Origin of the sequence: Actinokineospora inagensis DSM 44258 (assembly GCF_000482865.1) — a bacterium.
Lineage (GTDB): Bacteria > Actinomycetota > Actinomycetes > Mycobacteriales > Pseudonocardiaceae > Actinokineospora > Actinokineospora inagensis.
This window is the reverse complement of the sequence record NZ_KI519517.1, coordinates 14,241-38,808: the sequence shown is the minus strand read 5'-3', so window position 1 is coordinate 38,808 and position 24,568 is coordinate 14,241. Positions and strand designations below refer to the sequence as shown.

Here is a 24,568-nt window from a genome sequence, read left to right as displayed (position 1 = left end):
GTGTTGGCGCTCGTGTCGCCGGTGGGTGCCAGGGTCTGCACTGGACCCGTCTGGACACGACGGTGGGCCCGGCCGCGATGGCCGGGCCCACTCGTCAAGGGCCGACTACAGGTACTGGCCGGTGTTGGTCGCGGTGTCTATCGCCCGACCCGACTCCTGGTTCTTCCCGGTGACGAGGGTGCGGATGTAGACGATCCGCTCGCCCTTCTTGCCCGAGATGCGCGCCCAGTCGTCCGGGTTGGTCGTGTTGGGCAGGTCCTCGTTCTCGGCGAACTCGTCCACGATGGCGTCGAGCAGGTGCTGCACCCGCAGGCCCGGCTGGCGGGTGTCCAGCACGGACTTGATGGCCGCCTTCTTCGCCCGGTCCACGATGTTCTGGATCATCGCGCCGGAGTTGAAGTCGCGGAAGTAGAGCACCTCCTTGTCCCCGTTGGCGTAGGTCACCTCCAGGAACCGGTTGTCCTCGGTCTCCTCGTACATCCGCTCGACGGTGTGCTGGATCATCGCGTCGACGCAGACGGACTTGTCGCCGCCGAACTCGGCGAGGTCGTCGGCGTGGATGGGCAGGTTCGCGGTGAGGTACTTGGAGAAGATGTCCCTGGCCGCCTCGGCGTCCGGCCGCTCGATCTTGATCTTCACGTCGAGCCTGCCCGGACGCAGGATGGCCGGGTCGATCATGTCCTCACGGTTGGAGGCGCCGATCACGATGACGTTCTCCAGGCCCTCGACCCCGTCGATCTCGCTGAGCAACTGGGGGACGATGGTGGTCTCCACATCGGAGGAGACGCCGCTGCCGCGGGTGCGGAAGATCGAGTCCATCTCGTCGAAGAACACGATCACCGGGGTGCCCTCGGACGCCTTCTCCCGGGCCCGCTGGAAGATCAGCCGGATGTGCCGCTCGGTCTCGCCGACGAACTTGTTCAGCAGCTCCGGGCCCTTGATGTTGAGGAAGTAGGACTTGGCGTCCTTGGGCGCCTCCTCACCGCGGGACGCGGCGACCTTCTTGGCCAGGGAGTTGGCCACCGCCTTGGCGATCAGCGTCTTGCCGCAGCCGGGCGGGCCGTAGAGCAGCACGCCCTTGGGCGGGCGCAGCTCGTACTCGGCGAAGAGGTCCTTGTGCAGGAACGGCAGCTCGACCGCGTCGCGGATCTGCTCGATCTGCCGGAACAGGCCGCCGATGTCGGTGTAGTCGACGTCCGGCACCTCCTCCAGCACCAGGTCCTCGACCTCGGCCTTGGGCACCCGCTCGTAGGCGTACCCGGACTTCGCGTCGACCAGCAGCGAGTCGCCCGGCTTGAGCGGGGTCTGGGTCAGCGGGTCGGCCAGCCAGACCACCCGCTCCTCGTCGGCGTGCCCGACGACCAGCGCCCGGGAGGCGATGTCCTCACCCTCGCCGAGCAGCAGCTCGCGCAGGGTGGAGACCTCGCCGGTGCGCTCGAACCCGCCACCCTCGACGACGGTGAGTGCCTCGTTGAGCCGCACCGACTGGCCGCGGCGCAACGCGTCCGACTCGACGGCGGGCGAGACCGACACCCGCATCCGGCGGCCCGCGGTGAACACGTCGACGGTGCCGTCGTCGTGGCCCTCCAGGAACACCCCGTAGCCGCTGGGCGGCTGGGCGAGGCGGTCCACCTCCTCGCGCAGTGCGAGCAGTTGGCTGCGTGCCTCACGCAGCGTGTCGACCAGCTTGGCGTTCCGCTCGGTGAGCTGGCTCACCCGCTCGGTCGCCTCCGCCAGCCGCTGCTCGAGCAGCCGCGAGTGCCGTGGCGATTCCGTCAGTTTCCGGCGCAACAGAGCGACTTCCTCTTCGAGGAAACGGATCTGCGCGGCCTCGGACCGGTCGGGGCGCTCGCGCCCAGGGTCCACCGCGCCACCGTGCTCATCGTCGGCGTTATCTGGCCGACTGCCGGGACGATCGTGCTGCATGTCGGCACCTCCTCCCGAACTCGTACCCCTACGGTACCGGCGATCACCGACAAGGACAGAGCATCGACATGTCTGAACTCGCGTGTCACCGCGGCGCAACACCCGCTCGGACGCACAGCATGCGCCATCCCGGTGTTCGCGGGAACCGGACAAGCGTTACCGAGCGTCGGTGCGTTAGGCCGACCGCGCGGGTGATCCGCCCGCGTTCACCGGGGTCCGCGAGCTAGGGTTCAGCGCGGTCCCCGTCGGCCGCGGCCCCCGTCGCCCCAGCCAGAAAGCCCGATGCCCGATGACCCACCCGCCGCAGGACCCGTCCTCCTCCCCGTCGCCGCACCCCGGTGACCAGGGCGGGGGCGCGGGGCAGTTCCCGGAGCAGACCCGGTTCCTGCCCGCGGACGCCTTCCCCGGCCAGGACCCGCACGGGCAGTCCCAGCAGCCCGCCCACCCGCAGCAGCCGGGGCAACCGGGCCAGTTCCCACAATCCGGGCAGTTCACCCAGGGTCACCAGCCGCACCCGGGCCAGTTCCCCCCGCCGGGTCAGGTCCCGCCGGGCCAGTTCCCGGCCGGACAGGTCCCACCGGGACAGTTCCCCCAGCAGGGTGGATACCCGCCGCAGGGCGCGTACCCCCAGCAGCAGCCCGGCTACCCGCAGAACCAGTACGGGCAGCCGTATCCGCAGCGGCGCAACCGGCTGCCGTGGATCCTGGCGGGCGGCGGCCTGGTCGTGATCGGCGTGGTGGTGACGCTGGTGCTGACGCTGAGCGGCTCGGACACCGGCTCGGCCCGCGGTACCACCGAGGCGATACTGGACGCGCTGGTGAGCGGCGACGCCGACGCCTACAACAAACTGGTCTGCAACGCCGACGACAAGGTCACCGCGGACCAGGCCAAGCAGGACCAGGCACAGGTCACCGAGCCGAAGGTGCAGGACGTCACCGAGACCGGGGACACCGCGACGGCCACCATCAGCGCGAAGGTCGAGGGCGAGACCAGGACCGTGCGGCTGCGGCTGAAGAAGGCCAACGGCACCTGGTGCGTGGACAAGTTCAGCGGCTGACCGGCCCGGGTGGTCCGAACCGCGCTCGCGGCCGGGCCGTGTTCAATTCGTCACCCGATCGAGGCCGACCGGGCCCCGGCCCAGGTCGGATCCCCGGACGGGCGGCAAATACCATGTGTTTCCCCGACGGGATACGGTCGGCGGTGGAACGCGGTAGCCCACCCGGCCGTCTACTCCCCGCACGAGCCGCTCGCCGCGGCGACCAGCAGCAAGGAAGCCAGGGACAGCCATGACCTACCCTCCGCAGCAGCCGGGGCCGTACGGACAGCAGCCGCAGCAGCCCGGCGGCTACGGGAACCCCCCGGGGCACCAGCCCCCGCCCGGCCCGTACGGCCCGCCGTCGGCGCCGTTCCCGCAGCAGGGCCAGTACCAGGGGTTGGGCGGCTTCCCCGGCCCCGGCGGTCAGCCGCCGAAGCCGAAGAACACCGGCAAGATCGTGGCGATCGTGCTCATCGCGGTGCTGGTGCTCGGCGGCGGCGCGGTCGGCGTCTACTTCCTCACCAAGGACTCCAAGTCCACCCCCACCGCGGGCGGGACCACGACCACGGCGCCCAAGACGACGCCCAAGTCGTCGAGCCCGAAGACCAGCGAGGACAACGGGAGCGACGACTCCTCCGGCCCGCAGAACGTGGTGGACGACTACATCCAGGCGTACGAGTCCAAGAGCTTCTCCTCGGTGACCGAGAACGCGTGCTCGGCGTACAAGAGCAAGTACGGCACGGACACCAAGTCCCTGGAGTCCCAGCTCGCGCCGTACGACATCACGGCGACCGAGAAGGGCAAGCCGACGGTCAGCAGCAGCACCGCGACCGCCACCCTCGACCTCGTGCTGGCCAAGACGGGCGAGGAAGACAAGACCACCAGCATCAAGATCAAGATCGTCAAGGAATCCGGCGAGTGGCGGTTCTGCGGCGAGGAAGCGGCCTGACCCATGACCTACCCACCGCAGCAGCCGGGCCCGTACGGGCAGCAGCCGGATCCCTACGGCCAGCAGCCCCAGCAGCCGTACCAGCAGGACCCGTACGGCCAGCAGCAACCGCAGCAGCAGCCGTACCCGGACCAGTACGGCCAGCAACCCCAGCAGCCTCAGCAGCCGTACGACCCGTACGCGCAGCAGCAGGGTTACGGGCAGCAGCCTTACCCGACGCAGCAGTTCGACCCGTACGGGCAACAGCAGCAGTACGGCGGCTACGGGCAGCAGCCCCCGGGTGGACCGCAGAAGAAGGGCAACGGCAAGGTCATCGCGATCGTCGTCGCGGCGGTGCTGGTGCTCGGCGGCGGTGGTGTCGGCGCGTACTTCCTGCTGTCCAAGGACGACAAGAACACCGCGCAGCCCGGCACGGGCGGCGGCACCAGCGCGCCCAGCACGACTTCCCGCAAGGCGCCGCGCACCACGACCACCGACCCGGACGAGACCACCACTGAGGACAGTCCCACCACGACCGCGGACAGCGGGTCGACCGGCGGCGGTGGCGACGACCTCAAGGCGGCGGGCGCGAAGTACGTCGAGGCGGTCAACAACAAGGACGAGGCCACCGCGAAGTCGCTGACCTGCGCCGGGACCGACGCCGGGATCATGTACACCAGCGTCGCGCCCAGCGGCGGCAAGGTGGCCGTGGTCGGCCAGCCGGAGACCTACGGCGAGAGCAACGGCAAGGTCGACACACAGGTGACCATCGGCGGCAGCGCGCCCCTGGACTTCCCGATCGTCTTCGAGAAGAAGTCCAAGGGCTGGTGTGTGTCCTTGTAGTCGGTAGGTGTTGATCGTGGCCGGGTGGGACTGTCCACCCGGCCACTGTCGTCTTCAGCCCTTGGACGGACGGCGCTGGGGGCGGGGCGTGACCACCCCGTCGGCCAGGCGGCGGGCGGTGATCAGGAACGCCGTGTGCGCGATCATCCGGTGCTCCGGGCGCACCGCGAGGCCGACCGAGTGCCACGGCCGGACCAGGGTCTCCCAGGCGTACGGCTCGGTCCAGCAGGTCTGTTCGCGCAGCGCCTCGGCCACCCGGGACAACTGCGTGGTGGTGGCGACGTAGACGACGAGGACGCCGCCGGGGATCAGGTTGGTCGCGACGGTGGGCAGCACGTCCCACGGGGCGAGCATGTCCAGGATGGCCCGGTCGACCTCGCCGGTGTGCTCGGCGAGGTCGCCGACGGTGAGCGTCCAGTTGGCGGGGTGCTCGCCGTAGAACTCGACGACGTTGCGCTCGGCGTGTTCGGCGTGGTCGGCGCGGATCTCGTAAGAGGTCACGGTGCCACCGGGTCCAACAGCGCGCAGCAGCGAGCAGGTGAGCGCGCCGGACCCCGCGCCGGCTTCCAAGACCCGGGCGCCGGGGAAGATGTCGCCCTGCATGACGATCTGGGCGGCGTCCTTCGGGTAGATCACCTGGGCGCCGCGCGGCATGGACAGCACGTAGTCCGACAGCAGCGGCCGCAGCGCCAGGTACGCGGTCCCGGCGACGGAGCTGACGATCGAGCCCTCCGGTTGGCCGATGATGTCGTCGTGGGCGAGGGCGCCGCGGTGGGTGTGGTACTTCTCCCCCGGTTCGAGCACGAGCGTGTAGTGCCTGCCCTTGGGGTCGGTGAGCTGCACCCGGTCCCCTGCCTCGAACGGACCGCTGACCCTGCGTGCCGACACCGAACGCCCCGCCTTCCGCAACCTGTTGACCGACGGGAAATCCTCGCAGAGCGGCCGGGGCCGCTGGTCAGCGGGGTTGGCCGCGCAGGGCGTTGGTGAGGTCTTCGCGGCGCAGCACCCCGGCCGGGCGACCTTCGTCGTCGACAACGACGAACTGCCAGGCGGCGGTCTCCAGCACGCGTTCGGCGATCTCCTCGCCCGGTTCGGAGGCGAGCAGCACCGACTCGGGGCGGATGGGTTCGGCGGCGCGTTCGGCGGGGGCGAACGGGGTGGTGGCGGCCAGCGCGCGGGCGGCGTTCTCGTCAAGCAGCCCGGCGGCGACGCCGTCCGCGCGGACCAGTACGACCCCGCGGCCCGCCGCGGCGGCAAGCGCGTCGGCGACCGGGCTTTCCGCGGGCAGTTGCAGCACCGGCCGGATGAGGTCGGCCAGCGCTAGACCCTCCGGCCAACCGCGGCGCTGCTCGGCGGCCAACTCGCCGCCCGCGCCAGCGACGACGAACCAGGCGGTGAGCAGGCAGACCCCCAGCCGCAGCCACCGGTCCGGGCTCGCCCCGGCCATGCCGATGACCGCCCAGACCACCAGCAGCCCGGCGACCAGCCAGCCGCCGACGACCGCGGCCCGGGTGCCGGCGCCCCGGCGCCCGGTGATGGCCCAGACACCGGCGCGGAGCATGCGGCCGCCGTCGAGCGGGAGGCCGGGCAGGAGGTTGAACACGGCGACAGCGGTGTTGGCGAACGCGCACTCGAGCACCAGCAGCCAGACCGGTCCGCCCGAGGGGATGGCCAACAACGCGAGACCGCACAGCCCCGCCAGCCCGATCGACACCGCGGGCCCGGCGGCGGCAACCACGCCCTCGTGGCCGGGGCGGCGCGGGGTGCGGGCGATCTCGGCGAGTCCGCCCAAGAGGAACAACCGCAGTCTCCGCACTGGTAGGCCCAACCGGAGCGCGACCACGCAGTGACCAAGTTCGTGGGCGAGCACAGAGGCACCGAGCAGCACGGCGAACGCCGACGCCAGCAGCACGGAGGTGACGGCGTCGGCCGCGGGCATCATGTTGTCCACCAGCGGGGCGTAGAACACGATCACCGCGAGCGACCCGAGCCACCAGGACGGCGCGAGCACCACCGGCACGCCGCTGTAGCGGAACAGCAGCAGGCCGCCGCCCGGTGCGCGCAGGGTGTGCGCGGTGCTCGACACCCCGCCGAGGGTAACCGCGATCGTGTGGGAACCGGGTGATCCGCACCCGCTTGGGCGGCTTGCCCGGATCGACAGGTTCCTGTCGAGGGGACTGACTGGAACCGGACACGGACCGACACGGGCGGTGGCCGTCCCGGGGCTGTCGGTGGTCGACAGTAGGGTCAGGGCATGACCGCGGACACCACGACCGTCGAACCCACCCGGGTGGCCCGGCGACGACCGGCGCTGTCCCCGTCCCGCGCGGGCGACTTCAAGCAGTGCCCCCTGCTCTACCGGTTCCGCGCGGTGGACCGGCTGCCCGAGACCCCGACGAAGGCGCAGGTCCGGGGCACCGTGGTGCACGCCGTGCTGGAACGGCTCTACGGGCTGCCCGCCGCCGAACGCGTACCGGACACCGCGCACGCCCTGCTCGGCCCCACCTGGACGGAGTTGCTGGAGCAGCAGCCCGTGCTGGGTGAGATCTTCGCCGAGGGCGAGGACCCGGCCGAATGGCTGGCGTCCGCGTCCCGCCTGATCGACGGCTACTTCGCCCTGGAAGACCCCCGCCGCCTGCAACCCGACGCGTGCGAACTGCTGGTCGAGACGGAGCTGCCGTCCGGCGTCCTGCTCCGCGGCTACATCGACCGGCTCGACGTCGCCCCCACCGGCGAGATCCGCGTCGTCGACTACAAGACCGGCGCGGCCCCGCGCGAGATCGGCGAGGCCAAGGCCCTGTTCCAGATGAAGTTCTACGCCCTGGCCGTCTGGCGCCTGCGCGGCGAGGTCCCCCGCCAACTCCGCCTGATGTACCTGGCCGACCAGCAGTCCCTGGCCTACACCCCGGACGAGGCCGAACTGGCCCGCTTCGAACGCACCCTGGACGCCATCTGGGACGCCATCCTCCGCGCGGGCCGCACCGGCGACTTCCGCCCCAACCGCTCCCGCCTCTGCGACTGGTGCTCCCACCAGTCCCGCTGCCCCGAGTTCGGCGGCACCCCACCGGCCTACCCCGGCTGGCCAGAACCCGACCCCGGCGAGGAGTCCGCCCTGGACCGCGCCGACTAGCCCACCCCGCCTCCTGGTGCGCACCACCGACTCCCGGCCCACGAAACACCGCCGCCGCTGCCGCGGCTCGGTCGGCCGCGGCTCTGCGTGCCTGCGTGCCTGCGTGCCTGCGTGCCTGCGTGCCTGCGTGCCTGCGTGCCTGCGTGCCTGCGTGCCTGCGTGCCTGCGTGTTTGCGTGCCTGCGTGCCTGGGAGGCTTGGTTCCCCAGCCGGTCCGTCTGCCGAGAGCGGACCGGGTGATCGCGGTGGCCGGTTTTGTCGCCGCCCACACCTAGGCTGGATTCGGGGGCTGCTCAGCGCTGTTGATCTCCACCGTGAACCGGCGACCTACAGATACTTGTAGACGTCGTCCAGGGTGATGCCGCGGCCGAGCATCAGGACCTGGACGCGGTAGAGCAACTGGGAGATCTCCTCAGCCAGCTCGGCGTCGGTCTGGTACTCGGCGGCGATCCACACCTCGCCCGCCTCTTCGATGACCTTCTTGCCCTGGGCGTGCACGCCCGCGTCGAGGGCTTGGACCGTGCCGGAGCCCGCGGGGCGGTTCTTGGCGCGGTCGCTGAGCTCGGCGAACAGTTCGTCGAAGGTCTTCACGGGACTCGATCCTGCCACCCGGCGGTGACGAGGTCGCGCAGCAGGGCCTCGTCCAGGCCGACGAGGCTGTCGCGCAGGACTCGGCGGGGGCCGGGTTCGACGTCGACCTCGCACGGGACGACCAGCACGGTGCAGCCCGCGGCGACGGCGGCGGCGGTGCCGGTGAGTGAGTCCTCGACAGCCAGGCACGCGGTGGGGTCGACGCCGAGGAGTTCGGCGGCGCGCAGGTAGGGGTCGGGTAACGGCTTGTTGCGGCCGTCGACCTCGTCGCCGCAGACGATGACGTCGAAGTGGTGGCGGCCGATGGTGTCCAGGGCGACCTCGGTGAGGACGCGTTCGGTGGAGGTGACCAGGGCGACCGGCAGCCCGGTCGCGCGCACGGCCCGCAGCGCCTCCGGGGCGCCGGGGCGGAAGACCAGGCGGGTCTCGAACAGCTCCAGCATCCGGGCGCGGACCCAGTCCACCGCCGCGGTGATGTCGTCGTCGGTGGGGACGACCCCGGCACCGGCGTAGAGCAGCCGCATGCTGGTGGGGACGTTGCTGCCGATCATGGCGGTCCTGGTCGACTCGGCCAGCGGCGCGCCCAGCTTCCGGGAGAACTCACCCAGCGGGATGTCCCACAGCTTCTCCGAGTCGAGCAGGGTGCCGTCCATGTCCCAGAGCACGGCGGCGGGCAGGCCATCCACAGTGGACGGTCCGGTCACGGGGGCGGCCTCCTCGTCGAACCCGACCGGTCAGGGGGTCCGGGCGGCATGTCCCCAGCCTACGATCTCCGCCCCGGGGCCGGTGGCCGTAGGCTGGCCGGGTGACCGACCCGGACGACCCGCAGATGGCTGCCGACCGCGAGCCCCCGGCCGAGCAGGAACTCGTCGACCCCGTCATGGTGGCCGCCTTCGAGGGCTGGAACGACGCGGGCGACGCGGCCAGCACCGCGATCGAGCACCTGCAGCTGACCTGGGACGCCAGCCCGCTGCTGGAGATCGATCCGGACGACTACTACGACTTCCAGGTGACCCGCCCCACGGTGCGCCTGGTCGACGGGGTGACCCGGCGGGTCGACTGGCCCACCACGCGGCTCTACCGGTGCAGGCCGCCCGGGTCGAACCGGGACGTGGTGCTCGTGCACGGCATCGAACCGAACATGCGGTGGCGCAAGTTCTGCTCGGAACTGCTCGGGCACATCGAGGACCTGAACATCACCACCGTGGTCACCTTGGGCGCGCTGCTCGCCGACACCCCGCACACCCGCCCGGTCCCGGTGACCGGCACCGCCTACGACGCCACCTCCGCCGCCCGCTTCGGCCTGGAGCGCTCGCGGTACGAGGGGCCCACCGGCATCGTCGGCATCCTGCAGGACGTGTGCGTGCGCGCGGGCGTCCCCGCGATCTCGATCTGGGCGGCGGTCCCGCACTACGTGTCGCAACCGCCGTCGCCGAAGGCCACCCTCGCCCTGCTGCACCGGGTCGAGGAGGTCCTCGACGTCGAGGTCCCGCTGGGCGCGCTGCCGGACCAGGCGGAGGAGTGGCAGCAGACGGTCAGCGAGATGGCCGAGGAGGACGAGGACGTCCGCAACTACGTGCGCGCCCTGGAGGAACGCGGCGACGCGGAGGACACCCTCAACGAAACCAGCGGCGACGTGATCGCGGCGGAGTTCGAGCGGTACCTGCGGAGGCGGCGGCCGGGGCCTGGGCGGGGCGGGTCAGGCCCTGGACCGACCGGGGTGTGACCACGGCTCGGTGAACCACGTCTCGATCCCCGCCCCAGCTTGGGGCGGGCCCACCACCGCGCCCGATCGTCACCGGTGGGACCCACAAAGATCAACTGGCCTGGGGCGGGCCGCGGGCAAGATCAACGGTGCTGAGCAGCCCCCGAATTCCAGCCTAGATGGCAGGGGTGACGGAAACAGCCGCGGTTGTCACCCACTCCGCTCTCGACGGACCGGACAACACCGAAGCAGCCGAGCTACCGGCGACCGGGACCCGGGTTGGTCTTCGGCTTGGCTGGTCGGTGTCGTGGACCCCGCACCATCGGCACCCAAGATCAACCGGACAGAGCAACCCTCGAATTCCAGCCTTGGCGGTGCGGACGACAGGAACGGCCGCGCCTGTTACCCGCTCTGCTCTCGGCAGACCGGACAACGCCGAGGCAGTCGAACTGCCGGCGACCGGAACCTGGGTCGGCCTGCGGCTTGGCTGTTGAGTGTCGTCGACCTCGCACTACCGACGCTCAAGATCAACCATACAAAGCAGCCCCCGATTTCCAGCCTAGATGGCGGGGGCGACGAAAACGGCCACGCAAGTCACCCGCCCCGCTCGCAGCAGACCAGACAACACCAAGATGGTCGAACTGCCGGCGACCGGAACCCGAGTCGGCCCTTGACTTGGCCGGTCGGTGTCATCGACCCCGCACCACCAGCGCTCAAGATCAACCACACAGAACAGCCCCCGAATTCCAGCCTAGATGGCAGGGGCGACGAAAACGGCCGCGCAAGTCACCCACTCCGCTCTCGGCAGAGCGGACAACGCCGAGACGGTCGAACTGTCGGCGACCAGGACCCGGGGCGGCCAGCGGCTTGGCTGGCGGATGTCGTCGACCTCGCACCATCGGCACCCAAGATCAACCGGACAGAGCAGCCCCCGGTTTCAAGACTAGGCGGCACGGGCGACGAGGGCGGGTGGGTTCGTCAGCCGTTCTGCCGTTGGCGTAGTCCGAAAGCGACAAGCCGGTGAGGCGGAAGGTCACGCTCGCCGCGCTCTACGCCGGGGGGTTTCTCGGGCCGTTCGCGGGTGGTGTGACGACGTCTATGTTGCCCGAGTTGGGGCGTGACTTCGGTGTCTCCACCCAGACCGCCTCTTACTCCCTCACCGCCTACCTGGTCCCGTTCGCCGCGTTGATGTTGTTTTCCGGGACTCTTGGGGCCAGGTGGGGCGCGGCGCGCAGTGTCATGGTCGCTTACCTCGTCTACGTCGTGTCCTCGCTCGGGTGTGCGATCGCGGGCGACTATCCGGGGTTTCTTGTCGCTCGTGCGGTGCAAGGTGGGGCGAACGCGTTCACGACGCCGTTGTTGCTCGCGGCGATCGCGACGGTGACGCCGGTTGAGCGGTTGGGGCGCGCGTTGGGGTTGTTCGCGTCGTTGCAGGCGGCGGGGCAGACGAGCGCGCCGTTGTTGGGTGGGGTGGCGGCGGAGGTGAACTGGCGGCTGGCGTTCGTGGGGGTCGCGGTCGTGTCGGCCACGTTGGCGTTCGCGGGGTTGCCGGAGCGGATGCGGGCGCCGCAGCGGGGTGCGAGCACGTTGCGGTCGGCGTGGCGGCCGTCGGTGCTCAAGGCCGGGTGGTTGGCGTTGGTCGGGTGGGCGTGCCTGGGTGGGATGTCGGTGTTGCTGGCGTTGCGCGCGCAGGACCGGTTCGGGTTGACCGCCGCCGAGCGCGGGTTGGTGTTGACCGGGTTCGGCGTGGTGGGGCTGCTGTCGGCGCGGTTCGTGGGGCGGGGTATCGACAAGATCGGCGGGCGGCGGGCCGTGTTGATCGGGTCCGTCGCGGGCGCGGTGCCGGTGGCGTTGGTGGGGACGGTGCCGTGGCTGCCCGCGGTCGCCGTGCTCTGGGCGTCGACGGGGGTGGCCGCGCAGTTGGTGTTGACCGGGGTGAACTCGTTGGTGTTGAGCGGGGACAGTCCGAACCGGGCGGGCGCGGTGTCGGTGGTGCAGTCGCTGCGGTTCACCGGGGCGGCGCTCTCGCCGTTGGCGTTCACGCCGCTCTACCAGGTGACGCCGTGGCTGGGGTTCGTGGTCCCGGCGGTCCTGGTGTCCGGGTCGGCGGTGTTGTTGCTGGGCAAGGGGTCTCCCCGCCGCGTCGACCGCGTTGGGGAGACCCCCGGGTTAGAGCGCGACCCCCAGTAGAGCGTCCACAGCGGTCCGGACGGCGGCGGGCGCGGCCGGGTCGGTACCGCCCTGAGCGGCCCACCCGTCGATCGCGGCGAGTGCCTGCGGGGTGTCCAGGTCGTTGGACAGGTGGTCGCGCAGCCGGGCGATCACGTCGTCGGCGGGGGCGCCCGCGTCGGCGGTGACGGCCGCGCGCCAGCGGGCCAGTCGGGCCTGCCCCTCGGTGAGGACGTCCGCGGTCCACGACCGGTCCTGCCGGTAGTGGCCGGAGAGCAGCCCGAGCCGGATGGCCATCGGGTCGACGTTGTCGGCGCGCAGGCGGGACACGAACACCAGGTTGCCGCGCGACTTGGACATCTTCGCACCGTCCAGGGCGATCATCCCGGCGTGCGTGTAGTGCCGGGCGAACGGGTGCTGCCCGGTGAGCGACTCGGCGTGCGCGGCGCTGAACTCGTGGTGCGGGAAGATCAGGTCCGAGCCGCCGCCCTGCAGGTCGATCGGGGTGCCGAGCCGGTTGAGGGCGATGACGCTGCACTCGATGTGCCAGCCGGGGCGGCCCGCGCCGAGCTCGCTGTCCCAACTGGGTTCGTCGGGGCGGGCGGCCCGCCACAACAGCGCGTCCAGCGGGTGCCGCTTGCCCGCCCGGTCCGGGTCGCCGCCGCGTTCGGCGAAGAACCGGGTCATGGTCGGCTCGTCGTAGTTGGACTCGGCACCGAAGCGGCCGGTCGCGGTGTGGTCGAAGTAGACGTCCGGGAACTCCGCGTCGTCCACCCGGTAGGCCGAGCCGTCGACGAGGAGCTTGGCCACGGCGGTCACGATCTCCGGGATGGACTCGACGGCGCCGATGTACTCGCGGGGCGGCAGCACCCGCAGCGCGACCATGTCCTCGCGGAACAGCGCCGTCTCGCGCATGCCGAGGACCACCCAGTCGTCCCGGTCGCGCTCGGCCCGCTCCAGCAGCGGGTCGTCGATGTCGGTGACGTTCTGCACGTAGTGCACCTCGTGGCCGTTGTCCAGCCACTGCCGGTGCACCAGGTCGAAGGCCAGGTAGGTGGCCGCGTGGCCGAGGTGCGTCGCGTCGTACGGGGTGATCCCGCAGACGTACATCGTCGCGGTCGGGCCGGGCGCCGTGGGGCGGACCCCGGCCGTGGCCGTGTCGAACAGCCGCAGCGGACGGGGCGTGCCTGCTACCCGCGGCACCGGGTGGGATTGCCAGGTCTGCATGGTTCGACAGTAAACGTCCCGGGGCGCACCACGGGGATGTGGCCACGGGGTGGACGTCCGTCCGGGTAGTCCAGTGGGGCAAGCGCTGCGACAAAAGTGTGACGCAGCTTACATATTCCTCGGTGGGGCGATCACCCTTCTAAGGGGCTCGCATGGAGGAAGAGGCGCAACCATGACAAATCCGGAGGACACCACCCCCGACGACACCCACACCGGTCGCTACCTCGTCCTGTTGGAGGACGACGCCGCCGCGGCCGGGACCAGGGAGCTCAACCGGATCGCCGGGATCCGGGTGGCCAGCACCGCCGAGGCGGCGGCCACGGACTTCCCCGCACCGGACGGCGTGGTGCTGCACCGGCTCGGCGTCGCCGTGGTCGACGCCGACCCGGACCAGGTGAGCGCGCTGAGCCGGGCGGTCGACGAGCCGGGGCCGATCGCGGCGCTGGAAGCGGAGCGCCGGGTGTTCGCGATCAGCGCGGCGGCCGAGGCGGCACCGGTACCCGAGGTCGACCAGTCGGTGTTCACCTGGGGGTTGCAGGCGGTCGGGGCGCCCGGCTCGCAGGCCACCGGGGCGGGCGTGCGGATCGCGGTGCTCGACACCGGGTTCGACGCCGAGCACCCGGAGTTCGCTGGCCGCGCGGTGACCACGACGTCGTTCGTCACCGGGGAGACCGCCGCCGACGGGCACGGCCACGGCACGCACTGCATCGGCACGGCGGCCGGGCCGCGGCAACCCGGCGGCGGGCCGGGCTACGGGCTTGCCTACGAGGCGGAGATCTTCGCCGGGAAGGTGCTGAGCAACGCCGGGTCCGGCGCGGACGGCGGCATCCTGTCCGGCATCGCGTGGGCGGTGTCGAACAACGTGCACGTCGTGTCGATGTCGCTGGGCGCGGCGGTGGCGCCGGGCACCCCGTACTCGCAGACCTACGAGCGGGTCGCGAGCCGGGCGCTGGCGCAGGGCACCCTGATCGTGGCGGCCGCGGGCAACGAGTCGCGCAGGCAGGACGGGCTGATCGCACCGGTCGGGCACCCGGCGAACTGCCCGTCGGTGCTGGCGGTCGGCGCGATCGACGTCACCGGCACGCTCGGCTGGTTCTCCTGCGGCACGGTCGACAACATCGGCGCGGTCGACGTCGTCGCCCCCGGGGTCGACGTGTACTCGTCGTGGCCCCGGCCGAAGCTGCACAACACGATCAGCGGGACCAGCATGGCGACCCCGCACGTGGCCGGGGTGGCTGCGCTGCTCGCGCAGGCCACCGGGGCGCGCGGCTGGGCGCTGTGGGCGCGGCTGGAGCAGTTGGCGCGCAGGCTCGCGCTGCCGTCCACCGACGTGGGCGCCGGTCTGGTGCAGGCTCCGTGACCGTCCCGGTCCTGGTGACCGTCGGGGACGACGCGCTCGGTCGGCTGACGGCGGTGGTGGCGGCGCTGGAATCCGCCGGGATGCGGGTCGACCGCGTCCTGCCGGAGATCGCCACCATCACCGGCGCGGCCGACCAGGGCGCGTTCGCGGCGTTGCGCGCCGTGTCCGGTGTGGACGGTGTGGAGCGGGCGGGCCCGGGGTTCGCGGTTCCGCACCCGGGCAAGGGGGTTCAGTGAAGCGGTGAGCCACCGGCGAGGACCTCGGCGAGCGCCTGGTAGTCCTCTTCGCGGTTGGCGGGGGTCGCGCACAGCCGCAGGTAGCCGCGCCCGTCGAACCACTTCGGGACGGCCTCGATGCCGTAGCGGGTGCTGAGCGCGTCGTAGAAGCGGAGGCAGTCGCCCTCACCGGTGACCCACCCGTCCGGCAACGCCACCAACCGCATCAACGGCGCGTGGTTCTCGCTCACCTGCCCCGCGACACCCAGCGCGTCGGCGACCACCTGGACCCCCTTGTCCAACAACCGCGCCGTCTCCGCGACCGCGTCCCAACCGCCGATCGAATGCCAGAACGACATCGCCTCCGGCAACGCCATCCACGCCGAGTAGTCCATGGTGCCGAGGTGGTCGAACCCGCGCGGGAACCCTTCCTGGTGCAGGAACGACGGCACGAGAGGCCGAATTGTGTCCCGCCACCGCGGGGCGACGTACAACCCGGCGACGGTGCGCGCGGCATACGCCCACTTGTGGAAGTTGCCGACCCAGAAATCCGCCCCGGTATCCGCGGGCAACTGATCAATGTGCCCCGGCGCGTGCGCCGCGTCCACCAAAACCGGAACCGGCCCGACGGCTTCAACAATTCCACGAACCGGCAACACCAATGCCGTCGCCGAGGAAATCGCGTCCACGATCACAAGTTTCGTGTTCTCGTTGACACCTCGGGCAAATGCCTCAACGATCTCGTCGTCCGTCGCCGTCACCGGGAACGAAATCTGACGGACCCGCGCCCGCGCTCCCGCCGCGATTGTCACCGCCGGGTAAGAGTGGTTCGACACCACGATCTCGTCACCTTTGACGAACCGCACCGCCCCCAACACCGTCGCCGCCGCCATGGTTGTGTTGTGCACCAAGGCGACATCCGCGGACCCGAGGAACCCGGCCGCCACCTCCCGCGCGCGCTCGACGAGCGGGATGGTGTCAACCTGGTGAAAACGGATCGGATTGGTGTTCGCCTGCCGCAGGTAATCCGCCTTCGCCGCCAACACCTCATGCGGCGCCACCCCGATCGCCCCCAGGTTCAGATGGCGGCGGCCAGGGTCCAACGGGAATCGATTGTCAACCACACGGCCCATCCTGGCAGGGATTCGCCACCCCGAAACCCGCATCCGGGTGATCTCCCCAAGATCCCCTCACCCTGAGCAGCCCCCAATTCCAGCCTACCCACACCCCCCGACACTTCAACGCACACACTGACCAGCCGTGCACCACCAACCGCCATGTGGACAACCTCCCCCCACCGACACCCCCTCCCCCACATCCTTGTGCACGACACACCCACACCCCCGCCGCGCACCGCTCACCCACATCTCCTGTGCACCACCCATCCACACCCACCAGGCACCGCCCGGCACACCCTTGTGCACCACCCGCCCACACCCGGCCGCGGACCACTCACACATCCCTGTGCATGGCACATCCACATCCGGCCGTGCACAACACATCCACCTTCCCGGTGCGCGACTTGCCCACATCCCAGCCGTACACCGTTCACCGCAGATCCCAGGCACGCGACATCTCCACTTCCCCCTGTGGGTCGATTACCCACATCCCCCGGTGCACGACCTATCCACATCCTCTGCCGCACCCCCACACACATTTCGGTTGTGCACTACTCATCCACATTGCCCGGCGCCCTGACTCGTCCACATTCGCTGTGTGCATGATTCATGCACATTCCGCTGTGGGCGACTCGTCCACATGTCGTTGTGGATGATTCGTCCACAACGCGTTGCGTGGGAGTTGTCCACATCGTGGCGTCTTGTCCACCGTGGTTGTCGGGTGTGCCTTGGTCGCTTTTTCGGGGCTAGGCTTGATTTGGGGGCGTTCTGGTCGGTTTGATCTTGTGGCGGGTGGGGGCGGCGGGTCAGCGGTCGGGGGGTGTGGGGTCGGGGAGGTTGCGGTGGGCGTCGGTGTGGACGGCTTCGCGGATTTGGGTGAGGTTTTCGCGGAGGAGGTCGGAGATGAGTTCGTCGGTGCGGGGGTCGGCGAGCATTTCGAGGACCACGCGCAGGGTGGCGTCGGTGACGGCGCCGATGATCTCGTCGTGGAAGGGGAGGCGGCGGAGGCGGCCCGCGGTGGGGTCTTGGCGGATCTTGTCGAGGACCATGGCCCGGATCTCGGCGCGGTTCTCGTCGAGGGCGCTGGCGAGGTTGCGGGCGTAGTGGCCCGTGCGCAGCACCGAGGCGACCTCCGCCAGCACCGCCACCGTCAGCGGCTTCTTCACCACGTCGATCAGGGTGCCGCCGAAGCGGGACATGGCGCGGTGGGCCAACTCCTCCCCCACCGACCGGTCAACAGGGCGCGCGAGCCGGGTCAACTGCACGCCGATGCGGACCACGCGCAGCAGCCGGAACACCCGGACCCACACGTGCGCGACGGGGATCATGCCGACCAGGTCGTACCAGTTGACCAGCGCGAACCGGCGGGTGAAACCGGACTGCCACCACCGCACCACGAACTCGACGGCGAACACAGCGCACAGGCCGCGGTCGGTCCACAACACGATCCGCTCGACGTGGGCGGGCGGGTGCCAGAAGGCGCGGTACACGAGCAGTCCGACGGCGGCGGCGCCCAGCAGGAGCATCAGCCAGTCGTCCAGCGAGACGCGGTGCCTGCGGGGCGGCGGGGCGATCACCATGGGTGGAAACCTCCCACGACCGCTCCGCGCAGGCCACTTCACGGGTACCGTCGGTGGGGTGCTGAGGGTGGAGCGGTCCCCCAAGCGGGTGCGAGCGGTGCGCGGTGGTGTGGTCGTGGTGGACTCGGCCGCGCCGCGGTTGGTGTGGGAGCGGCAGTACCCGACGTACTACTTCCCGGTGGCGCAGGTGCGCGTGGACCTGGTCCCGCCGGGGGCGCTGCACGTGCCGGACGAGCCGGAGTTGGCGGGACTGGTGCGGGTCGCCTGGGACGCGGTGGACGACTGGTTCGAGGAGGACGAGCCGGTCTACGTGCACGCCCGCGACCCGTACACCAGGGTCGACGTCCTGGAGTCGTCGCGGCACGTTGTCGTCGAGGTCGGCGCCACGCGGGTGGCGGAGTCGCGGCGGCCGAAGGTGTTGTTCGAGACAGGGTTGCCCGCGCGGTTCTACCTGCCGCTGGTCGACGTGCGGATGGACCTGCTGCGGCCGTCGGCGACCACGACCAGGTGCCCGTACAAGGGGACGGCGACGTACTGGGACGTGGTGGTCGACGGGGTCGCGCACCGGGACGCGGTGTGGTGCTACCGGTCGCCGCTGCCGGAGAGCCAGAAGGTCGCCGGGCTGGTGTGCTTCTACCCGGAGCGGACCCGGCTGGTCGTCGACGGCGTCGATCAGTCCACTGTGGACAAGTAGGTCACCGGATAACCAACCAACCGCCTATGTTGTTTCCACACAACAGTCGTGGATCGCTCGCGGACCGGTCGCCCCGGCGGTGACCACCCGGGTAGGATTCGCCGGGTACGTGACGTGCCCGAGCGGCGGGCGGTGGGAACCCGGTCTCCGCGCCCCCGACGGCCATCCAGGTTCGAGGACGTGACCGCATGAGCGCACCGGGTTTCGCCCACGAGGCACTGGTCTACCGCGACGAACCCGGGTACGTCGACGGCGCCGCCGGTTTCGCCCGAGCCGGCCTGGACTCCGGCGAGGCCGTGTTCGCGCTGCTACCGCCCACGGGCGCCAAGCTGCTGCGCGACGCGCTCGGCGCGCAGGCCGACGAGGTGCGGTTCGTCGACGCCACCGAGATCGGCCGCAACCCGGCCCGGCTGATCCCGACCATCCGCGCCCAAGTCGCCGAGATCGGCGACCGCCCGGTCCGCGGTCTCGGCGAGTCAGCCTGGCCCGGCCGCGCCGCCGCCGAGTACGCCGAGGTCGTGCTGCACGAGGCCCTGGTGAACCTGGCGTTCGAGGAACAGCCCGGCCCGCGGCTGCTGTGCCTGTTCGACGGCACGGGCGTCCCCGGCGAGGTGCTCGGCTCCGTCGCCAACACGCACCCGGTGGTGACCGACGGCGCCCGCGCGGTCAGCCCGGCGTTCGACCACGGCTTCGCGCTCGACGTGTTCGTGGCGGGCCTACCGGACCCGGGTCCGGTCAGCGACATGGTGCACTTCTGCCTGGACGACCTGCCGGAGCTGCGCGACCTGGTCAGCGTCCGCGCCCGCGATTTCGGCCTGCCGCGCAACCGCGCCCTCGACCTGACGCTGGCCACCAACGAGATGGTCACCAACAGCATCTGCCACGGCGGCGAGCGCGGCACCCTCCGGTTGTGGACCGACGCGGACACCCTGGTCTGCGAGATCAGTGACAGCGGCCACATCACCAACCCGCTGGTCGGGCGGATCGCGCCGCAGCCGTCGGTGCAGGGCGGCCGGGGGGTGTGGCTGGCGAACCAACTGTGCGACCTGGTCAGCATCCGCTCGACCCCGAACCGCGGCACCGTCGTCCGCCTGGCCGTCCGCCGCTGACTGCGGTCGCGGACCTGGGGTGCGCGACATCGGCCCGGTCTGAGCAGCCCCCGAATCCAGCCTAGTAGCGCTCGCCAGCACGAGCAGACAACGCGGCAGACCAGTGGATAGCCCAGACGAATGTGGATAACTCGTCCACCACTGCCGTCCGGCGGCCCACGGTCAGGGCGGAGTGCAACTCGCACAACGCAGCCCCCGAATCCAGCCTAACGACTGCCGAACCCGCGAGGCAGAACCAAAAGCCGACCGGTGGATGAGTTGGGCAGATGTGGACAACTCGCCGGCGATCCGGTGCTCGAACTGGGGGCATGTGGGCGGTCTACCCACATACGCGGTCGGGTCGCCGGGCGGGGCTCGGACCGATATCGCGGCGAAGATCAACCGGGCTGCGCAGCCCCCGAATCGAGTCTAGTGGTGATCAATGGGCGGCGGGGCGCACGGGGACGAGCGGTGGATGGGTGCGGCGGATGTGGATTGCTCGTCCACATGTGGCGGGGTGAATACCGTTACCTGCGATGTGGGCGACCGGTGCACATGTGAACTGGGTCGGATATTTGCCAGCGGTGTGGATAGTTCACGCACATGTGGCTGTGGCAACGAATGCACGTGTGCTTGGGAGCAACATTGATGTGCGGAGTGGATAGTTCGCACACATGGGTTGGAGGGAGTCAGGGCGCGGGTGGTTCGGGGCCAACATTTGGTGTGTGACATGGGAGTTCGTGCACATGCTGGTGTGGGCTGGTTGTCCAGATGCGTTGTGTGGGCAACCGGTGCACATGGAGATGTGGGTGGGCGGTGCACATCGGTGTGTGGGGTTGTCCACATGGTTGTCGGGGGTGCACAGGGGTGGGTTGGTGGGCGGGGCTTGTCGGGGGGGGGGGGTAGGCTGGATTTGGGGGCTGCTCAGAACGGGGGCCTGCGGGTTAGGGGGTTAGTTGTTGGATTGCTTTGAGGATGCGTTTGTCGGAGACGGGGGTTGGGGTTCCCAGGGTCTGGGCGAAGTAGGAGACCCGGAGTTCTTCGATCATCCACCGGATGGCGCGGACTTCGGGGGTGTCGTGGGTGCTGGGGCGTAATTGGTCGAGGAGGTCGTGGTAGGCGTCTTCGAGGTCTTGGATGGTGTGCATCCACGTGGTGTCCCGGTCGGGGCGTTCGGGGAGTTTGTCGAGGCGGCGGTCGATGGCGCGGAGGTAGCGTTCGAGGTCGGGGAGGCGGGGGGTGCCGGTGGCGGCGACGAAACCGGGGTAGATGAGTCCGGCGAGTTGTTCGCGGATGTCGGCCAGGGGCTGGGTGAAGATCGGGCCTCGGGTGCGGGAGAGTCTGGTTTGGACCTCGTTCCACACGATCACCACCTTGCGGACCTGGTCGAGGGTGTCCATTGTGGTCTCGTTGAGACCCTGGCGGACGGTGTCGCGCAGTCGGGTGAAGGCTTGTTCGTCCCAGGCGGGGCCGCCTGCCCGGGTCATCAGGTGGTCGACGGCGGCGTTGACGCAGTCGGCGAGGAGGGCGGGGACGCCGCCGTGGGGGTTGTGCGAGAGGGCGAGTTTCGCCTGGTTGGACAGGCCGCGGACGACGTGTTTCGTCGGGGAGGGGACGTTGAGCAGCAGCAGGCGGCGGGTGCCCTGCCACGTGGCCGCCTGCTGGTCCGCGGCGGTGTCGAGCATCCGCACGGCCACCGTGTCGCCCTCGTCGACCAGGGCCGGGTAAGCGGTGACGACGAGGCCGTTCTGCTCGGTGCGGGCGACCTTGGGCAGGGTGCCGATGGTCCACGAGGTCAGGCCGGTCTTCTCCAGGTCCACTGTGGCCGATGCCAGCGAGGCGCGCAGTTGCGATTTGAGCTGGTCGCGCAGTGCCACCAAGTCCTTGCCCTGGGCCAAGGTCTTGTCGCCGTCGACGATCTGGAACGTGGTGCGCAGGTGGTCGGGGACGGCGGACAACTGCCACGCGTCGCGCGGGATGACCACGCCGGTCAGGGCCTTGAGTTCGCGGGCGATGGCGTCGGTGAGGGACTCCTCGTCGTCGGCGAGTCGGCGGACGACGGCCTTGGCGAAATCCGGGACGGGGACGAAGTTGCGGCGCAGCGGTTTCGGCAGCGACCGGATGAGCGCGGTCACCACCTCCTCCCGCTGCCCCGGCACCTGCAACGAGAACCCGTCGCCGTCGAGTTGGTTGAGGACGGCGATCGGGACGCGGGCGGTCACGCCGTCGTCGGCGCGGCCGGGTTCGAAGCGGTAGGTCAGTGGCAGCGCGAGCCCGTGCTGGCGCAGGGTGTCCGGGAAGTCCTGGGCGCGGATGTCGCCCGCGGTGTCGTTGACCAGCATGGACTTCGAGTACGTGAGCAGGTCCGGGGTCTCCCGCCGCGCCTGCTTCCACCACGTGTCGAAGTGCCGGGCCGAGACGACGTCGGCGGGGACGCGCTGGTCGTAGAACTGGAACAGGGTTTCCTCGTCGACCAGGATGTCGCGGCGGCGGGCCCGGTTCTCCAGCTCCTCGACCTCGCGCAGCAGGGCGCGGTTGTCCCGGAAGAAGTGGTGCCTGGTCTGCCAGTCGCCCTCGACCAGGGCGTGCCGGATGAACAGGTCGCGCGACACCTCCGGGTCGATCCGTCCGTAGTGGACTTTGCGGTCGACCACGATCGGCAGGCCGTACAGGGTGACCCGCTCGGTGGCGACCACCGACCCCTGCCGCGCCTCCCAGTGCGGCTCGCTGTACACGCGGCGCACCAGGTGTTCGGCCAGCGGCTCCACCCACTCCGGTTCGACGCGGGCGCAGATCCGCCCCCACAACCGGGTGGTCTCCACCAGCTCGGCCGCCATCACCCAGCGCGGCGGCTTCTTGAACAGCGCCGACCCGGGGAACACCGCAAACCGCGCGTTGCGGGCGCCGACGTACTCCTTGCCCGCCGGGTCGCGGAACCCGATGTGCGACAACAAACCCGACAACAGTGCGATGTGGACGTTGCGCGGATCGGCCCGCACCTCGTTCGGGGTGACGCCGAGCTGGCGGGTGATCTGGCGGAGCTGGGAATGGACGTCCTGCCACTCGCGGATGCGCAGGTAGTTCAGGTACTCCGCCTTGCACTGCCTGCGGAACCTGTTGCCGGACAGCTCTTTCTGCTGTTCCCGCACGTACTCCCACAAGTTCAGGTAGCTCAGGAAGTCCGAGTCCGGGTCGGCGAACCGGGCGTGCTTCTCCGCCGCCGCCTGCTGCTTGTCCTGCGGCCGCTCCCGGGGGTCCTGGATGGACAGCGCGGCGGCGATCACCATGACCTCGGCGACACACCCCGCCTTGTCCGCCTCGACGACCATCCGCGCCAACCTCGGGTCGACCGGCAACTGCGCCAGCTTGCGCCCCAACGGGGTCAGCCGCTTGCCCGGGTCCTTCTCCGCCGGGTCCAACGCCCCCAGCTCCTGCAGCAACTGCACGCCGTCGGCGATGTGCCTGCGGTCCGGCGGGTCGATGAACGGGAAGTCCGCCATCTCGCCGAGATCGGCCGCGCTCATCTGCAGGATGACCGACGCCAGGTTGGTGCGCAGGATCTCCGGGTCGGTGAACTCCGGCCGCGCCAGGAAGTCGTCCTCGCTGTAGAGCCGGACGCAGATGCCGTCCGACGTTCGGCCGCAGCGGCCCTTGCGCTGGTTCGCCGACGCCTGCGACACCGGCTCGATCGGCAGCCGCTGCACCTTCAACCGGTTGCTGTACCGGGAGATCCGCGCCGTGCCCGGGTCGACCACGTACTTGATGCCCGGCACCGTCAGCGACGTCTCCGCGACGTTGGTGGCCAGCACCACCCGGCGACCGGTGTGCGCCTGGAACACCTTGTGCTGCTCACCGCTGGACAACCGCGCGTACAGCGGCAGGATCTCGGTGTTGCGCAGGTTCCGCCCCGCCAACGCCTCCGCCGTGTCCCGGATCTCGCGCTCACCGGAGAGGAACACGAGCACGTCCCCCGGCCCCTCGGCGCACAGCTCATCGACCGCGTCGAGGATCCCCTGGGTCTGGTCCCGGTCCGGGTCGGCGTCCGGGTCCTCCGGGTCGACCAGCGGCCGGTACCGCACCTCCACCGGGTACGTCCGCCCGGACACCTCGATGATCGGCGCGTCGCCGAAGTGCCGGGCGAACCGCTCCGGGTCGATGGTGGCCGAGGTGATCACGATCTTCAGGTCCGGCCGCCTCGGCAGCAGCCGGGCCAGGTAGCCGAGCAGGAAGTCGATGTTGAGGCTGCGCTCGTGCGCCTCGTCGATGATGATCGTGTCGTAGGCGGAGAGCAGCCGGTCGTGCTGGATCTCGGCGAGCAGGATGCCGTCGGTCATCAGCTTCACCAGGGTCCGGTCGCCGACCTGGTCGGTGAACCGCACCTTCCAGCCGACCGTCTCCCCCAGCGGCGTGCCGACCTCCTCGGCGACCCGCTCGGCCACCGTGCGCGCCGCGATCCGCCGCGGCTGGGTGTGCCCGATGAACCCGCGCACCCCGCGCCCGAGCTCCAGGCAGATCTTGGGCAACTGCGTGGTCTTGCCCGACCCGGTCTCCCCCGCCACGATCACGACCTGGTTGTCCCGGATCGCCGCCAGGATGTCCGCCCGGCGCTGCGACACCGGCAGCTCCTCCGGGTACTTGACCGCAGGCACCGACCCGCGCCGGTTGGCCACCCGCGTCCGGGCCGCCTCGACCTCCTCGGCGAGCTTGCCGAGCGCGGCCTGCCTGCGCGCCGGGTCGCGGGTCTTGCGCAGCCCGTCCAGCCTGCGCGCCAGCCGCCGCTCGTCCCGCAGCATCAACTCGGGCAGGGCGGCGCGCAGGTCGGCCTGGGCAAGCGGGGTGTCGGTACTCATTTGCCCCCCAGCCTAGGCAATGGACCGCCCGCGCTTCACCTCGGTTTCCCCGCTCGATCGTGTGGCCAGGTCGGTCACACCGCGCATCAGGGGCCGGGCCGGACGCACG

General features: G+C 70.6%; 19 protein-coding genes. 10 read left to right on the top strand and 9 right to left on the bottom strand.

Annotation, left to right across the window (positions count from 1 at the left end; all coding sequences use genetic code 11):
- Nucleotides 1-105: 105 nt before the first annotated feature.
- A complete protein-coding gene (arc, locus tag H504_RS0128215) occupies nucleotides 106-1,926 on the bottom strand; it encodes a proteasome ATPase (protein ID WP_026425533.1) in 1,821 nt (606 codons plus the stop codon).
- 289 nt (nucleotides 1,927-2,215) lie between these two features.
- On the opposite strand from arc, the gene H504_RS39085 reads away from it, so the two are divergent.
- The 3 genes from H504_RS39085 to H504_RS42700 all read left to right on the top strand — a co-directional run bounded on the left by H504_RS39085 (nucleotide 2,216) and on the right by H504_RS42700 (nucleotide 4,733).
- Complete coding sequence (locus tag H504_RS39085; RefSeq protein WP_026425532.1) at nucleotides 2,216-2,983, top strand: Rv0361 family membrane protein; 768 nt, start codon at nucleotides 2,216-2,218, stop codon at nucleotides 2,981-2,983.
- Between the two features lie 229 nt (nucleotides 2,984-3,212).
- Nucleotides 3,213-3,911: a hypothetical protein gene (locus tag H504_RS39080; protein WP_026425531.1), complete on the top strand. Its 699-nt coding sequence runs from the start codon at nucleotides 3,213-3,215 to the stop codon at nucleotides 3,909-3,911.
- A gap of 3 nt (nucleotides 3,912-3,914) precedes the next feature.
- Entirely contained in the window at nucleotides 3,915-4,733 is an 819-nt protein-coding gene (locus H504_RS42700; protein WP_051386341.1) for a hypothetical protein, read from the top strand.
- Between the two features lie 54 nt (nucleotides 4,734-4,787).
- On the opposite strand, the gene H504_RS0128195 is transcribed toward H504_RS42700, so the two are convergent.
- On the bottom strand, nucleotides 4,788-5,621 hold the full coding sequence (locus tag H504_RS0128195; RefSeq protein WP_026425530.1) for a tRNA (adenine-N1)-methyltransferase: 834 nt from the start codon (nucleotides 5,619-5,621) through the stop codon (nucleotides 4,788-4,790).
- A gap of 67 nt (nucleotides 5,622-5,688) precedes the next feature.
- Nucleotides 5,689-6,819, bottom strand: a complete 1,131-nt coding sequence (locus H504_RS0128190) for a site-2 protease family protein (RefSeq protein ID WP_026425529.1) — start codon at nucleotides 6,817-6,819, stop codon at nucleotides 5,689-5,691.
- A 168-nt stretch (nucleotides 6,820-6,987) separates the two neighbouring features.
- On the opposite strand from H504_RS0128190, the gene H504_RS0128185 reads away from it, so the two are divergent.
- Complete coding sequence (locus tag H504_RS0128185) at nucleotides 6,988-7,863, top strand: RecB family exonuclease (protein ID WP_026425528.1); 876 nt, start codon at nucleotides 6,988-6,990, stop codon at nucleotides 7,861-7,863.
- 326 nt (nucleotides 7,864-8,189) lie between these two features.
- On the opposite strand, the gene H504_RS0128180 is transcribed toward H504_RS0128185, so the two are convergent.
- Together H504_RS0128180 and H504_RS37380 are read right to left on the bottom strand one after the other, a co-directional pair.
- On the bottom strand, nucleotides 8,190-8,453 hold the full coding sequence (locus H504_RS0128180) for a phosphoribosyl-ATP diphosphatase (RefSeq protein ID WP_026425527.1): 264 nt from the start codon (nucleotides 8,451-8,453) through the stop codon (nucleotides 8,190-8,192).
- Nucleotides 8,450-9,157 (bottom strand): HAD family hydrolase, encoded by a 708-nt coding sequence (locus H504_RS37380; protein WP_035306586.1) that lies wholly within the window; start codon nucleotides 9,155-9,157, stop codon nucleotides 8,450-8,452. Before H504_RS37380 ends, H504_RS0128180 begins: the two co-directional genes overlap by 4 nt.
- Nucleotides 9,158-9,282: 125 nt before the next feature.
- On the opposite strand from H504_RS37380, the gene H504_RS0128170 reads away from it, so the two are divergent.
- Together H504_RS0128170 and H504_RS0128165 are read left to right on the top strand one after the other, a co-directional pair.
- A complete protein-coding gene (locus H504_RS0128170) occupies nucleotides 9,283-10,179 on the top strand; it encodes a PAC2 family protein (protein WP_026425526.1) in 897 nt (298 codons plus the stop codon).
- 999 nt (nucleotides 10,180-11,178) lie between these two features.
- Nucleotides 11,179-12,348, top strand: coding sequence for an MFS transporter (locus H504_RS0128165; RefSeq protein WP_026425525.1), 1,170 nt, complete (start codon nucleotides 11,179-11,181; stop codon nucleotides 12,346-12,348).
- Here H504_RS0128165 and mshC read toward each other — a convergent pair.
- Nucleotides 12,328-13,554, bottom strand: a complete 1,227-nt coding sequence (mshC, locus tag H504_RS0128160; RefSeq protein ID WP_026425524.1) for a cysteine--1-D-myo-inosityl 2-amino-2-deoxy-alpha-D-glucopyranoside ligase — start codon at nucleotides 13,552-13,554, stop codon at nucleotides 12,328-12,330. The genes H504_RS0128165 and mshC overlap by 21 nt on opposite strands.
- A gap of 172 nt (nucleotides 13,555-13,726) precedes the next feature.
- Between mshC and H504_RS0128155 the strand changes: the two genes are divergently transcribed.
- Both H504_RS0128155 and H504_RS37375 read left to right on the top strand, forming a co-directional pair.
- Complete coding sequence (locus H504_RS0128155; protein WP_026425523.1) at nucleotides 13,727-14,914, top strand: S8 family serine peptidase; 1,188 nt, start codon at nucleotides 13,727-13,729, stop codon at nucleotides 14,912-14,914.
- Entirely contained in the window at nucleotides 14,911-15,150 is a 240-nt protein-coding gene (locus tag H504_RS37375; RefSeq protein WP_051386340.1) for a hypothetical protein, read from the top strand. Before H504_RS0128155 ends, H504_RS37375 begins: the two co-directional genes overlap by 4 nt.
- On the opposite strand, the gene H504_RS0128145 is transcribed toward H504_RS37375, so the two are convergent.
- Entirely contained in the window at nucleotides 15,144-16,190 is a 1,047-nt protein-coding gene (locus H504_RS0128145) for an aminotransferase class V-fold PLP-dependent enzyme (RefSeq protein WP_169735475.1), read from the bottom strand. The genes H504_RS37375 and H504_RS0128145 overlap by 7 nt on opposite strands.
- An 863-nt stretch (nucleotides 16,191-17,053) precedes the next feature.
- On the bottom strand, nucleotides 17,054-17,827 hold the full coding sequence (locus H504_RS0128140) for an ion transporter (RefSeq protein ID WP_026425521.1): 774 nt from the start codon (nucleotides 17,825-17,827) through the stop codon (nucleotides 17,054-17,056).
- 58 nt (nucleotides 17,828-17,885) lie between these two features.
- On the opposite strand from H504_RS0128140, the gene H504_RS0128135 reads away from it, so the two are divergent.
- Both H504_RS0128135 and H504_RS0128130 read left to right on the top strand, forming a co-directional pair.
- Complete coding sequence (locus H504_RS0128135) at nucleotides 17,886-18,521, top strand: DUF427 domain-containing protein (RefSeq protein ID WP_026425520.1); 636 nt, start codon at nucleotides 17,886-17,888, stop codon at nucleotides 18,519-18,521.
- A gap of 188 nt (nucleotides 18,522-18,709) precedes the next feature.
- The gene (locus H504_RS0128130; protein WP_026425519.1) at nucleotides 18,710-19,630 is read left to right on the top strand and encodes a sensor histidine kinase; all 921 of its coding nucleotides are present in this window, start codon (nucleotides 18,710-18,712) and stop codon (nucleotides 19,628-19,630) included.
- A gap of 923 nt (nucleotides 19,631-20,553) precedes the next feature.
- On the opposite strand, the gene hrpA is transcribed toward H504_RS0128130, so the two are convergent.
- Nucleotides 20,554-24,459 (bottom strand): ATP-dependent RNA helicase HrpA, encoded by a 3,906-nt coding sequence (gene hrpA, locus H504_RS0128125; RefSeq protein WP_026425518.1) that lies wholly within the window; start codon nucleotides 24,457-24,459, stop codon nucleotides 20,554-20,556.
- Between the last annotated feature and the right edge of the window lie 109 nt (nucleotides 24,460-24,568).